The 13,068-nt window shown below is 30.0% G+C and carries 12 protein-coding genes; 5 read left to right on the top strand and 7 right to left on the bottom strand.

Going from position 1 to position 13,068, the window contains the following annotated elements:
* Nucleotides 1–51 precede the first annotated feature (51 nt).
* Nucleotides 52–1,398: an MATE family efflux transporter gene (locus FVE73_RS00225; protein ID WP_018499250.1), complete on the top strand. Its 1,347-nt coding sequence runs from the start codon at nt 52–54 to the stop codon at nt 1,396–1,398.
* Nucleotides 1,399–1,555: 157 nt separating this feature from the next.
* On the opposite strand, the gene FVE73_RS00220 is transcribed toward FVE73_RS00225, so the two are convergent.
* Nucleotides 1,556–2,530, bottom strand: a complete 975-nt coding sequence (locus FVE73_RS00220) for an NAD(P)H-dependent flavin oxidoreductase (protein ID WP_018499251.1) — start codon at nt 2,528–2,530, stop codon at nt 1,556–1,558.
* Nucleotides 2,531–2,666: 136 nt separating this feature from the next.
* Here FVE73_RS00220 and FVE73_RS00215 point away from each other — a divergent pair, with 136 nt between their 5' ends.
* The 3 genes from FVE73_RS00215 (at nt 2,667) to FVE73_RS00205 (ending at nt 4,308) form a co-directional block, all read left to right on the top strand.
* Nucleotides 2,667–3,035, top strand: a complete 369-nt coding sequence (locus FVE73_RS00215) for a winged helix-turn-helix transcriptional regulator (RefSeq protein WP_018499252.1) — start codon at nt 2,667–2,669, stop codon at nt 3,033–3,035.
* A 233-nt stretch (nt 3,036–3,268) separates the two neighbouring features.
* Complete coding sequence (locus tag FVE73_RS00210; RefSeq protein ID WP_146997808.1) at nt 3,269–3,781, top strand: helix-turn-helix domain-containing protein; 513 nt, start codon at nt 3,269–3,271, stop codon at nt 3,779–3,781.
* A 26-nt stretch (nt 3,782–3,807) separates the two neighbouring features.
* A complete protein-coding gene (locus FVE73_RS00205; protein ID WP_146997807.1) occupies nt 3,808–4,308 on the top strand; it encodes an IS630 family transposase in 501 nt (166 codons plus the stop codon).
* Between the two features lie 167 nt (nt 4,309–4,475).
* On the opposite strand, the gene FVE73_RS00200 is transcribed toward FVE73_RS00205, so the two are convergent.
* From FVE73_RS00200 to pheS, 5 genes are all read right to left on the bottom strand, one after another.
* Complete coding sequence (locus FVE73_RS00200; RefSeq protein ID WP_018498883.1) at nt 4,476–4,976, bottom strand: HRDC domain-containing protein; 501 nt, start codon at nt 4,974–4,976, stop codon at nt 4,476–4,478.
* Between the two features lie 155 nt (nt 4,977–5,131).
* Nucleotides 5,132–6,595 carry an RNA-binding domain-containing protein gene (locus FVE73_RS00195; protein WP_018498882.1) on the bottom strand — a complete coding sequence of 488 codons (1,464 nt, stop codon included), beginning with the start codon at nt 6,593–6,595 and terminating at the stop codon, nt 5,132–5,134.
* A gap of 38 nt (nt 6,596–6,633) precedes the next feature.
* Entirely contained in the window at nt 6,634–9,033 is a 2,400-nt protein-coding gene (gene pheT, locus FVE73_RS00190) for a phenylalanine--tRNA ligase subunit beta (protein WP_026239068.1), read from the bottom strand.
* Nucleotides 9,034–9,145: 112 nt separating this feature from the next.
* Complete coding sequence (locus tag FVE73_RS00185) at nt 9,146–10,009, bottom strand: YwqG family protein (protein ID WP_018498880.1); 864 nt, start codon at nt 10,007–10,009, stop codon at nt 9,146–9,148.
* A gap of 86 nt (nt 10,010–10,095) precedes the next feature.
* Nucleotides 10,096–11,115, bottom strand: a complete 1,020-nt coding sequence (gene pheS / locus FVE73_RS00180; protein ID WP_018498879.1) for a phenylalanine--tRNA ligase subunit alpha — start codon at nt 11,113–11,115, stop codon at nt 10,096–10,098.
* 469 nt (nt 11,116–11,584) lie between these two features.
* Between pheS and FVE73_RS00175 the strand changes: the two genes are divergently transcribed.
* Nucleotides 11,585–12,256 (top strand): hypothetical protein, encoded by a 672-nt coding sequence (locus FVE73_RS00175; protein ID WP_018498878.1) that lies wholly within the window; start codon nt 11,585–11,587, stop codon nt 12,254–12,256.
* Nucleotides 12,257–12,436: 180 nt separating this feature from the next.
* Here FVE73_RS00175 and FVE73_RS00170 read toward each other — a convergent pair whose 3' ends face one another.
* Nucleotides 12,437–13,000 carry a D-glycero-alpha-D-manno-heptose-1,7-bisphosphate 7-phosphatase gene (locus FVE73_RS00170; RefSeq protein ID WP_018498877.1) on the bottom strand — a complete coding sequence of 188 codons (564 nt, stop codon included), beginning with the start codon at nt 12,998–13,000 and terminating at the stop codon, nt 12,437–12,439.
* Nucleotides 13,001–13,068 lie beyond the last annotated feature (68 nt).

Here is a 13,068-nt window from a genome sequence, read left to right as displayed (position 1 = left end):
TAAGCAAGAATAAAAACTTACGATTTAAAAAACAAAAAGAAAGGACAAAAAATGAAAAAATTTAATTTTTCGGTTGATTTGATAAATGATAATATTTTGAAGTCGCTTCTGATTTTTTCGATACCCATACTTGTGTCAAATATTTTTCAGCAGCTTTACAATATGGCGGATATTGCCATTGTGGGGCATACTTTGGGAGATAATTCGCTTGCGGCTATTGGGGCTTCGGCAGCTATTTTTGAGCTGATTTTTGGATTTGCGTTGGGAATCGGAAACGGACTTAGTATGGTTACGGCTAGAAATTATGGGGCGAATAATAAGAATCTTTTGAAAAAGTCTGTAGCTGGTTCAATTGTTATTGGAATCTGGATTACTGTGGGAGTAATGATTTTATCACGGTTTATTCTTATGCCGTTGCTAAAAGTCTTGCATACGCCTGAAAATATTATAAAAGAAGCATTTGAATATATAAACATAATAACAATGTTTATTGGCGTAACTTTTTCCTATAACTTGTCGTCAGGACTTTTACGTGCAATCGGAAACAGCTTTATGTCGCTCGTATTTTTGGTAATTGCTTCAATTTTAAATATTTTTCTTGATATTTATTTCATAACTTCCCTTAAAATGGGAATTGGCGGAGCTGCGATTGCAACAGTTATTGCACAGGCAATTTCGGTTATCCTGAGTATTATCTACATTTACGTAAAAGAACCGATTTTAATTCCTAGAAAAAAACATTTCAGATTTGATAAAAAATTGTACAAGGAACTGCTTGGACAGGGACTTTCTATGGGATTTATGATTGCAATTGTACTTATGGGAACGCTGATTTTGCAGTATGCGATAAATGGGTTTGGATACTTGATTATCGCTGGACATACTTCGGCAAGAAAACTTATGGGATTTTGCAACATTCCGCTAACTACAATAGCACTCGCGCTGGCAACTTTCGTTTCCCAAAATAAAGGTGCAAACAAAGTGGATAGAATCCGAAAAGGCGTATTTTACGCCAATATGATGGATATAGTTTTTGCAATCGGAATTACAATTTTTGTATATTTATTTTCCAAAAACATGATTCACATGATGTCAGGCTCCGAATCTGAAATCGTCCTCCACAACGGCTCAACCTACCTAAAAATTGCCTCCCCATTTTTCACAATACTGGGAATTCTCTTTAACTTGCGATACGCTTTACAGGCTCTCGGAGAGAAATTAATCCCTCTTGTTTCAAGTATAATCGAATTTTTTGGAAAAATAATCTTCGTAATTTTTATCGTGCCGAAATTGGGTTATTTTGGTGTAATGATTTGCGAGCCGCTGATTTGGATTGTGATGGTGGGGCAACTAGGGATTGCGTTTTATGGGAATGGGTATATTAGAAAAATGAAATAAAAAAAGGATGTCTCATAAGGAGAATAAAAATACAAAATCATAAATTATATATATGATTATTTTTATAAAATTAATAAAAACAAACATCTTTAATTTCTAAGAATATATAATATATATGTTTTTGGGATTATTTCTAACTTATGAGACACCTCTCTAATTAATCAATAAAATCAGCCATTAATTCGTTTACAACTTCTTTAACAGATTTAATTTCCTTAATAAAACTTACTCCTAAACCAACCGAAATGTATCCATTTTCATCCCCATTAAGCATTCCGAGTTTCATATTTTTTCCTCCACCCTGTTTTAAGAACAGTTCTTCTCTTGTAGCACCGTTTTTATCCATTTCAACTAATTCTGCCGATAGTTTTGTAGGAATAGATCTGTAAAAGTAAGGCAATGTTCTAAAAATATGTAAATCTTCAGCGGTTGTTTTTAGCATCAGTTCTTTTACATTCTGCGCTGTTCTTGCTTCTTCTGTAGCTAAAAATCTAGTTCCTAAAAAAACTCCTTCAGCTCCAAGTGCAAATGCAGCTCTGACACCACGTATATCAGAAATTCCTCCAGCAGCCATAACAGGAATATTTTTTACAGAATCTACTATTAAAGGTACTATTGAAAAAGTTCCAATTTGTGCTCCAGGTAATGTTCCACCTTCATCAAATCCAGTCGCTACATAGACATCAGCCCCTAGTTTTTCTGCCATTCTAGCATTTTCAATAGTTGGGTCTAAGGGTCTAAAAACAATTTTTATTCCAGCATCTTTTAATCTTTTAAAAGTCCCGTTATAATCCGTTCCATCAAGCCCATTTACCAATGCAACATTAACTTTTTCTTCAATTATCATATCTAATAACGGTTCTGTAAATCTCATATCAGTATCGACTAAAATAACAACTCCAAAAGGTTTATCAGTTAATTCTCTTGTTTTTCTAATTTCTTCCCTCATTCTTTCCATTGTTTCCTGTGGAGAAGGCGTCATTGTTGTTTGACCTGCACTAGGTCCTAAAATTCCTAGTCCACCAGCATTATTCACTGCAGCTACCAATTTAGCATCTGTTAGCCATGCCATTGGCCCTTGTATTATCGGATATTTGATTCCTAAAATTTCTGTTATTCTATTTTTTTTCATTATTATTCTCCTCTCAATTTTTATTGATTTTTTTGTTTTAAAATATTATAATACATTTACACTAAATATTGAAGTAGACAATAAAAAATGACATAGTATTAAAAAATGTACTCTTGTGATATTAGGAGGTTTTATAATGGAAATTTTTGAAAAATTTGAAATAGAAAATATAAAAAAGAATAATAGAATATGTGGAATAAATTATACTCAAAAAATTTTTGCAGGAAAGTGGAAAATAACAATTATCTGGTTTTTAAAAAATGAAGTCAGAAGATATAGTGAAATCAAAAAGTTTTTATCGAATATTTCTCAAGGTTCACTTACTAAACAGTTAAGGGAACTTGAAGAAGACGGTATCGTGGGAAGAAAAGTTTATCCTGAAGTTCCTCCTAGAGTTGAATATTTTTTGACAGAGAAAGGAAAAAAATTGATTCCTGTCCTCGATACAATGGAAGAATTTGGTAACTTTTATGTTGAGGAATACATAAAAAATAAAAGTATATAGAATTATATTATAAATCTATGATTATACAGAAAACAAAATTAGTTGAATTTTTTCAGATTTTAATGGATTTAGATTGGTAATGAAAAACTTAAATTATGATTTTATAAAAAATTTAAATAATAGGGAATCCATAATTAAAGCTGAAATCAAAAAAAGAAAGATTTTAGAAATGTAATACTAAACCCCGTTAAATTAATGGAGTATAATGTGGTATAATACAATAGGTGATAAAAATGGCAAAAGCATATGAGACAACAGAAGAAATGTCGAATGAGATAAGAATGATTAGAAAAACAATAAAAAACAAAAGTGAAGATATTAGACTGCATGCAGTAGAATTAAGAGGCTTAGGAAAAAAGAATAAGGAAATAGCTGAAATTTTAGATGTCCATGAAAAAGTTGTCAGTAAATGGATATGCATATTTGCAAATCAAGGAATACAAGGATTGATGAATAAGCCAAAAGGTGGAAATCATAAAAATATGACATTTGAAGAGGAAGAGAAGTTTTTGAAGCAATTTGAGGAACGAGCAAAAAAAGGTGAACTGTTAAACACAAATGAAATAAAACAGGAATATATTAAATTAGTTGGGCATAGCATTGGACACGAACAAATATATAGAGTTCTAAGACGGCATGGCTACAGAAAAATAATGCCTAGGAGCAGACATCCAAAGAAAGCGAGCAATGAAGAGATTGAGCAGTCTAAAAAAAAATCGCCGATCTGGTGCAGAAAACAAAAATAAAAAATCCTGGCAAGACAGTAAGATTAATGTTTGAAGACGAAGCAAGTTTTGGAAGAATTAACAAGCCTAAGTATTGCTGGTGCAGCAATAAGTTTAGACCCTGTGTTCCCTGTCATCATATAAGGGAGTACAGGTATGTTTTTGGTGCGGTGGAGCCTTTAACGGGGGAAAGATTTTTTTTAGTTATGCAAAACTGCGATACAAACAACATGAGTGTTTTTTTAAAGGAATTATCTAAAAGCTATAATGACGATATTGTGATTCTAGTCTGTGATGGAGCAGTATGGCACAAATCAAAGAACTTAGAAATTTCGGGAAACATCATAATGACACATATACCACCATATACACCAGAAATGAACCCCATTGAACAAATTTGGAAACAAATAAGACAGATGGGGTTCGGCAATAAGATATTCAGTACATTAAAAGCTGTAGTTGACAGGCTATGCGACACTATAAATTTACTTACAGATGAACTAGTAAAAAGCATAACTCTTCGTGAATGGATTTATTCTGCTATTTAAACGGGGTTTAGTATAAGTGAAAAATCTGATTAGATAAAAAAGGCTGTCTCATAAGGTTCATTTTATGAAACAGCCAATTTTATAAAAAAAGCATAATTCAAAAATTTTCCAATTCTTAAATTTATGTTTTATAAATTTCTTTAAAAAAATCTTAATATCTCAAAAACTCAACTTTTCATATCATAAAAATTTTCCAAAATCAGCAAAAGCTCTTCTCCATAATCTCTAACTTTCCGTTTCCCCATTCCTCTTATTTGCGAAAGTTCTTCAACATTTGTAGGGTTTGCCTTTATTATGTCTACTAAAAGCTGATTTGAAGCGACGATGTAAGGTGGATAGCCCAGTATTTGTGCTTCTCCAGCTCTCCATTCTTTCAAAATCTTATACAGTTCAGCTTCTTCCTCTGATAGATATTCTTCATGATTTTTGTTAACCTCTTTAATATCTATATCTCTTCCATTTTGCAAAAAATTATTTTTCTCTAAATTTTTATCTATATTCTCCACCTTTTCATATTCAACAAAAGCTGTCCAGTAATATTTCCCCTCAATTTTCACTAGCTCAGCCTGATACTTCACAATCTGGACATTTCCTAATATCCTTTCCAGCTTCCCTTGCTCAAATTCTTCTGTCCTCTCATTAAATGGCAGAGTCACAATTTTTAACACCTCAATTTCCCCCTTTTTGTTTCATTTTTTTAATCCGATACTTAATGATACTTAAAATTTCTTATATTTGAACCTAAATACTGCATTTTTAGATAAAATCTTTAGTATTTTTTATAATTTTCGATACTTAGCGATACTTAAAATTTAATTAAATTCTATCCCCAAAATGGAATATATTTCACATATCGGGGTGCTGTATTTTTATCAACTATTTTTATTAATCCTGCATTTAATGTATCTTTTATTATTCTTGTTGCCTTTGCTTTATCTTTTTCAGAAAATCCAAAAACTTCTCTGACATCAGAATTTGAAATAGCTCCTTCACTTACATATTTTAAACACGACAACATATAACAAGTTCGTATTTTATCTTCTTTTTTTATTAATTCAAAAGGAACTTTTGAATACAATGTTACTTTTGTAAAATTATTATCTTGATTTTCTATTTTAGGTGCAAGTAGTATATTTTTATTCGTGGCATCTATAACTTTATCATATCCACTTCCTCTTTCTTCACATATTCCACATTTATGCATAAATCCAGCTATATTTTCATTTCTTGAGATTGGAACAGTATCAACTATCCTATCAACAGGGACTAATGGAGCTCCTAAATTAGAAAATTCTATTCTATTTTCAAATAACTCTATCATAGGACTTGTTCCTGTCTGATCTAAAGCCTGATGAATCAAAATATTAGCAACTAATTCTCTAATAGCAATTTCAGGATATGCTAAAAATGATTTTCTTATTGAATCGACAATTACTTCTTCCTGTGGAATAATTGTTAGTATATAGTTTATTATATTTTCATAATCTACTGCATATCCTCCAGAAAACACCTGTTCTCTTATTGTTTCCAATCGATTATTTTTTTTATACCAAATCACTCTCACATTTTTTTTAGATAATTTATCAAATTTTTTAAAATCTTTTGAAATTAATAAAGCTCCTAAATTACTAATATTATAATTTCCAATTTCATTTTTTACAATAAATTTTTCATTAATAAAATCTTCAATTATTTTTTCTTCATTTTTAGGTATTGGCTGATTCAATAAATTATAATAACCTATATAATTTAAAAATTCAAATATTTTTTCTTTTTTTATGTTTTCTTTTGCATAATGTAATTCAAAAGGTGTATTATCAAATAATTGCCATAATCTTCTTTCTTTTTCAGGATATCCCTTTAAATTTTTCTTATTGCTACCTATTCTTATATACTCCTCTGAAGAAAATTTAGTTGGTTCCCGTTCTGCATTAGGAATTTCCAATACAACTACTTTTAATTTATCATAAAATATTTCATGAAATTTTATATTTAATCTTGGTGCCAACATTCTAGTTAGCCACGATTCTAATTCTTCATTCCCTTTTTTTGCATTTCTGTAATCAAAATCAGTTCCCACTATTTCATGTTTTTTATCTTCTATTCCCCAAATAAGATAACCTTTCGTTCTTCCAAATAAAGTCGCAGAATTACTTAATGCTGAAATATACTCTCCTATCATTTGAGGCTCAATATTATTCACTTTAAATTCAACCCATTCAGTTTCATAAGGTAATTTTGTTAATTCTCTTACCAGATTTTTCAAATAATCTTGATTTGTAATCATTCCTCCCCCTTTTTTATTTCAACTTTTTAAATCCTACTCTACTTTCTCAAAACCGCTCCATAATCTTTTTCAACCTTAGCCACGATTTTATTTGAAATATCAACAATTTCCTTTTCTTCAAGTGTTTTGTTTTTATCTCTCAAGATTACACTAATTGCCACACTCTTCATTCCTGGCAGCACTCCTGCACCTTGATAAATGTCAAATAATTCCACTTTTTCAATCTTTTTATCAACTTTTTGAATAGTTTTTAAAACATCTCCAACCAAAATATCTTCTCTCATAACGAACGCAAAATCTCTTGGTACTGCTGGATATTTCACGATTCCTTGATATTTAATTTTTTTACCGATATATTTCTGAATCAAGTCAATATTAAATTCTCCAACTAAAACTGATGTTTTTCCTAAATCAAAGTTTTCCAATACGTCTGGATGAATTTCCCCAAAACTTCCAATCAATTCACGACCAACAAATACGTCAACTGAACGACCTGGATGGTATTGGCTTTGTTCAGAACGTTTTATCATATAATTATTGAATTTTAATTGTGTGAAAATTTCTTCCACAATTCCTTTTAAGTCATAAAAATCATAAGGAACTGGTTTTGGATTCCACAATGTCTTATTATTTTCTCCAGCCAGAATTATTCCCAATTTCACTTCTTCCTTCGCCAATTCTTCCGCTTTCACAAAAGTTCTGCTAACTTCAAAAAATCTAATATTTGTAGCATTTCTATTCATATTTTCTTTAGCATTTTTTAACAAGCTATAAAGCAATGTTGGACGCAATGTTACAAAATCTTCTGTAATTGGTCTCAATAAATCAATTAAATTTTCTCTTTCAACGCTTGTGTATTTAATTTTTTCCATCGCATCTTTTGGTACGAAACTATAATTAATAACTTCTTTAAGCCCAGCATTTGCCGCAATCAATTTTACTTGTGTAGAAAGTTTTGTTGTGTCAATAACTGGTTTTTCACTAATATCTAATTTTGGTAAAATATTTTCAATATTATCAAAACCATACATTCTAATAACTTCTTCAAAGTAATCTTGCTCATTTTCCAAGTCATCACGATAAGTAGGTGCAGTCAATGTCAATGTTTCCCCATTATCTACAACCTCTATTTCAAGTCTAGTCAAGATTCCGATAACTGTTTCACGTGGAATATTTTTCCCAACAAAACGGTTCAATCTCTCAAAGTTTAATGTAGCTGTTTTTTTCTTATATGGAACAGGATAATTGTCAACTACTCCTTCTAAAATTTCTCCACCTGCCACTTCTTGAATGATGTTTGCAAGTCTATTTATCACATTAATTGCATTTTCTTCATCGACTCTTCTTTCAAATCTGTATGAAGATTCACTAAATAATGTCAATCTTCTTGAAGTTTTTCTAACATTTTGTGAATTGAAATTTGCTACTTCCAACAAAATATTTTTTGTATTTTCAGTAATTTCTGAATTTTGTCCACCCATTACTCCACCAAGCGCAACGGCTTTCACACCATCAGATATCACGATATCATCGCTATTCAATTTTCTTTCTTGCTCATCAAGCGTAACCAATTTTTCATTTTCATGTCCCGCTCTCACAACAATTTTTCCACCTTCAATTTTATCCAAATCAAAAGTATGATTAGGTTGATTCAATTCCATCATTATGAAATTTGAAGCATCTACGATGTTGTTAATACTTCTAATTCCAATAGATTCCACTCTTTCTTTTAACCATTTCGGACTTTCTTTAACTGTAACATTTTTAATTATTCTAGCCACATATCTTTTCGCCAAATTACTGTCTTCAATTTCAACTGAAATGTTATCAGCCGTTTTTTCAGAACTTTCTGAATTTATCACAAAACCTGGATATTTAACCTCTTTATTGTAATAGGCCCCTAATTCTCTTGCAATCCCAATGTGTGACAAACAATCAGGACGATTTGGAGTGATTTCCAATTCAAAAACTGTATCGTTAATTCCTAAATACTCCTTCATAGGCACTCCAACAGGCGTATCTTCAGGCAAAATCATAATTCCATCCGAATCTTTCCCAATATTTAATTCTTCTTCAGAACACAACATTCCGTTCGATTCTACACCTCTAATTTTACCTTTTTTAATAACAAAATCTGGAGCTAATTTTGCCCCAACTTGTGCCAACGCAACTTTGTCTCCAGCCTTATGATTAGGCGCTCCACACACGATTTGCAAAATTTCTTTCCCATTATCAACTTTACAAATTGTCAAGTGGTCAGAATCAGGGTGCATTTCTTTTTCAATAATTTGTGCCGTTACGACATTTTCCAAATTCTCCCCTAAAACCTCGATTTTTTCTACTTCCTGACCAATCATAGTCAAGGCATTTTCCATTTCATTTATTTCTATTCCATCTAAATCTATATACTGCTTTAACCAGTTTAACGAAATTAGCATTCTATTTTTGTATGACAAACCTATAAATTCTCAATTTATAGATTATCACACTCTCCTTTCTTTAATTTATAAATTATGTTTTTTCCACAATAATGTGGATAACTTTTTTTATTTAATAACAATCCCAATTGTAGAGAATTTCTGTAAAGTCTTTTTTTTTCAACTTTTCACGGTTTATGAAAAAATTTAATACTCCAGCATCTCCAATGCAAACTTTCCATTTTTTCGTATTTTCATCATATTCACTGTCCAATTGAAATAGTACTGTATCATATTTTTTATATTTTTCTTCAAATTCTCTCGGATCACTTTGTGTAAAAAATGCAAATCCATCACATTGTGAATGAGGTTCTTCTGAATATTCCATTTCAATATTCAATATTTTACGATAAAGCCAATCTTCTTGATGTTTCTCCAACTTTTTCTCCTTACAAAGCTTATCAAACACGTTATAAATCGCCTCTTCAAATCTTTCCTTCTCTGTTCGTAGCTCAAACTCTATTTTATAGCTTTCATTATTGTTTGTAAGAAAACTTTCCTCATAATTATGCGGTTTATAAATGTTTTCAAGCTCTTTTTCATCATAAAATTCTTCAATCTTATCGTAATAAATCACACGAAAAGTATCTTGAACTGTCGGACTATCAAAGTCAAGTCCAAACATAGCATCATCGTCATCAAATACAAAAAACTGTAAAATTCCCTTTTGTGGAAAATCCTTTAGTCCCTTCAAATCCTCGCAATTAATCTGTGCAATCATCAGCATTTCTTCACCATTAGGTGCTTTTGGAAATTCTGCTCCTTTTGGAAGATACGGCAATCCCACAATTTTACTGTCTGTTATTTTCAACTTATCTTCTACCAGTTTTATTTTTGCAAAAGTTTTCGTTGGTGATTTTTTTTCATAATCTTCACGAATTTCTTCGTAAAATTTTTGCACATACTCATCATCAATTTTGATTTCTTTATCATCCATTTTTAACACTCCAATTGATTTTTTCTATTCTACATTCAAATAAATTTTCCATCAAAAATTTTAGCTAAAAATACTATTATAAATTATTAGAACTGATCCAAAAATCTCTCATCATTTTCAAAAAATGCTCTCAAGTCATCAATTCCATATTTTAACATCGTAATTCTTTCAAGTCCCAATCCAAATGCAAATCCTTGATATTTTTGTGGGTCAATTCCAACACCTGAAAGCACTTTTGGATTTACCATTCCACTTCCAAGAATTTCAAGCCATCCTGTCCCTTTACAAACTCTACATCCTTCACCTTTACAAACTCCACATTCTACGTCCATTTCTGCAGAAGGTTCTGTAAATGGGAAAAAATGTGGTCTAAATCTTACTCTTCTGTCTTCTCCAAATATTTTCTTTACAATATTTTCCAAAATCGCTTTAAAATTAGCAAAAGAAACATTTTCTCCAACCATAAGTCCTTCCATTTGGTGAAACATTGGTGTATGTGATACATCGTAATCTGGACGGTAAACTTTTCCAATCGAAATCATTCTAAATGGTGGTTTTCTGTCTTCCATGTATCTAATTTGCATTCCAGAAGTTTGCGTTCTCAATACAACTTCATTTTCTTTAATATAGAATGTATCAGTAATTTCCCTCGATGGATGTGTTTTCGGAATATTTAATGCATCAAAATTATATTTTACATACTCAACTTCAGGTCCATCAACAATGTCAAATCCCATAGAAGAAACAATATCTTTAATTTCCATAACTGTTTTAGTAAGTGGATGAAGCGATCCAACATTAGCTTTTCTTCCCGGCAAAGTCACATCTATTGTTTCATTTTTCAATCTTTCCTGTTTAGCAATTTCCTTCAAGCCAGTTGTAGTTTCATCAAATTTCGCCAACAACACATTTTTTATTTCATTCGTAGTTTTTCCAAACTCAGCTCTTTTCTCAGCAGCGATATTTCCCATTTCCTTCATTATCGCCGTAAATTCCCCTTTTTTCCCTAGGATTTTTACCCTCAATTCATTCAATTCCTCAAGATTTCCAACTTTATCAAGTTTTTCTAACACTTCTTTTCTCAAGTGTGCTAATTTTTCTAACATTTTTCCTCCTATTTATTTTACTATCTCAATATTTTTTCCCATAAAAATTTATGTTTTAATTATATCATACTTTAAATATATAAAAAAGTTCAAATTTTTTATTTCATTTCTAAAAAAGAAAAAAATAATACCCTTTAATCAGGTATTCTAAAATATTTATGTTTTCAATAATTACAAAAATTATTTTTTATATTTTTCAACAAACTTTTGAAGTTCTGTTATTTCTCTTTTTTTTATTAGATAAATTGTATAATAAAATTAAATAATTAACCCATCTTACAAACCAAAATAAAAAATATTCTACAAAAAAATATTATTCCTTGTACTAATGCAACAAAAATACCTAATTTCAAATTAATTATTTTGCTTTATTTATTTCTAAAAAAAAATTTGATATGCTGCGATTGAAATAAAAAATGGGATATGCTAAAATTAATAAAGAAAATAAATCAAAAGGAAAAATAATAAAATGCAAGAAAGTAAAAATTTAAATACAGATAATGAAAAAAATTATTTTTATAAAACTTATGAGTATAAAAATAAAAAAGCTTTGAAGATTTTTTTTGGATTTACAAGAGAAAAGGGGAAAAATTCCTTAAAGGTTTCAAAATATTTGGAAAGGGATTTTCCAGAACTGAACTTTATGAACATAACGAAGTATAAAGTTATAAAATATATGCCGCTTCATATAAAGATAGAAACTGTCTTGGAAAATATAAATAAAACATTTAATGGAAATTTTATATCCTATTATGATTATCTTGTGGGAAAGGATGATTTTGAGCTTACATATAAGACAATTGACTTATGGTATAAATTTGAAAAAAATTTTTTTGAAAAGGGATACTATCACATGGACTTTAGTTTGGGAAACTTTTTTATAGACAAAAATAGCGGGAAGATTGCATTTATTGACTTTGATGATATTGTCAGAAAGCCTCCTTTTTTTAGAAAACGGCTTTATTTAACAAAGTCCATCAGAAGTTTTGAAGGCTCTATGAAATTTTTTCTATCAGTAAAAAATTTTTCCAGAGAAGAAAATAAAAGAATCATTGATAAGTTAGAAGAAATAAAAAAAATATATCATGTTGTTTCAAGGGAAAAAGATATAAGAAAAACTGAAAAGATTTTAAACAGATAAAAAACAAGGGGCTTTAACCCCTTGCCAAAAAATTTCACGTTAAGTCTATTATTCAAACGTAAATTTATAGTAAAACTGCTTTAAAACTGAACTCAAAAATTATGACTATTTTACTCAAACCCTAGATTTATATAATTTTTAGCAATTCTATTTTAAACGGGTTCGAGTATATATTATTTTTTATTTATATTTTTCGATATTGTCTGCAAAATCTAGAATATCGTCCACAACCATCGGATCTAATCCTGTTCCTCCAAGTTCTTCCAAACTCTTCAAACCATATCCAGTTTTTACCAAAACAGGCATAATCCCCAATTTCTCCGCAGGAATCAAATCAGTTATCTTATCCCCAATCATAAAAGAATTTTTAACATCAATATCAAACTCCTTTATCGCCAGCTCAAAATTCCCTGTATTTGGCTTCCGACAATTACATTCTATTCCATATTTCCCGCTAACATTTGGGTGATGTGGACAAAAGTAAGACTTTTCAATTTTTATTCCTTTTTTAAATAAATCATCTTCAATAAAACTCTGTAATCTTAAATAATCCTCTTCTGTGTAATATCCTCTCGCAATTCCTGCCTGATTCGTTATAATCGCAAATCTATATCCCAAATCCCGCAATTTTAAAAGTCCTTCCACTACATTTTTTTCATATTCAAAGTCTTCAATTTTATGCAAATACGATTTTTCCACATTTATAACACCATCTCTGTCCAGCAGGACAAATTTATTTTTCATAAAATTATATTTCCTTTTTTATTTTTTTAGTTTAACAATATTAAACCCCATTTAAAAAACAGAAATTA

This window comes from Leptotrichia wadei, assembly GCF_007990545.2.
Taxonomy (GTDB): domain Bacteria; phylum Fusobacteriota; class Fusobacteriia; order Fusobacteriales; family Leptotrichiaceae; genus Leptotrichia; species Leptotrichia wadei.
The sequence above is the reverse complement of the archived record's forward strand: the minus strand, read 5'-3'. Positions and strand labels throughout refer to the sequence as shown.

Excerpts from the sequence above, each read along its gene's own strand:
- FVE73_RS00225 (WP_018499250.1), top strand. The coding sequence starts at position 52 with ATGAAAAAATTTAATTTTTCGGTTGATTTGATAAATGATAATATTTTG.
- FVE73_RS00220 (WP_018499251.1), bottom strand. The coding sequence starts at position 2,530 with ATGAAAAAAAATAGAATAACAGAAATTTTAGGAATCAAATATCCGATA.
- FVE73_RS00215 (WP_018499252.1), top strand. The coding sequence starts at position 2,667 with ATGGAAATTTTTGAAAAATTTGAAATAGAAAATATAAAAAAGAATAAT.
- FVE73_RS00210 (WP_146997808.1), top strand. The coding sequence starts at position 3,269 with ATGGCAAAAGCATATGAGACAACAGAAGAAATGTCGAATGAGATAAGA.
- FVE73_RS00205 (WP_146997807.1), top strand. The coding sequence starts at position 3,808 with ATGTTTGAAGACGAAGCAAGTTTTGGAAGAATTAACAAGCCTAAGTAT.
- FVE73_RS00195 (WP_018498882.1), bottom strand. The coding sequence starts at position 6,595 with ATGATTACAAATCAAGATTATTTGAAAAATCTGGTAAGAGAATTAACA.
- pheT (WP_026239068.1), bottom strand. The coding sequence starts at position 9,033 with ATGCTAATTTCGTTAAACTGGTTAAAGCAGTATATAGATTTAGATGGA.
- FVE73_RS00185 (WP_018498880.1), bottom strand. The coding sequence starts at position 10,009 with ATGGATGATAAAGAAATCAAAATTGATGATGAGTATGTGCAAAAATTT.
- pheS (WP_018498879.1), bottom strand. The coding sequence starts at position 11,115 with ATGTTAGAAAAATTAGCACACTTGAGAAAAGAAGTGTTAGAAAAACTT.
- FVE73_RS00175 (WP_018498878.1), top strand. The coding sequence starts at position 11,585 with ATGCAAGAAAGTAAAAATTTAAATACAGATAATGAAAAAAATTATTTT.
- FVE73_RS00170 (WP_018498877.1), bottom strand. The coding sequence starts at position 13,000 with ATGAAAAATAAATTTGTCCTGCTGGACAGAGATGGTGTTATAAATGTG.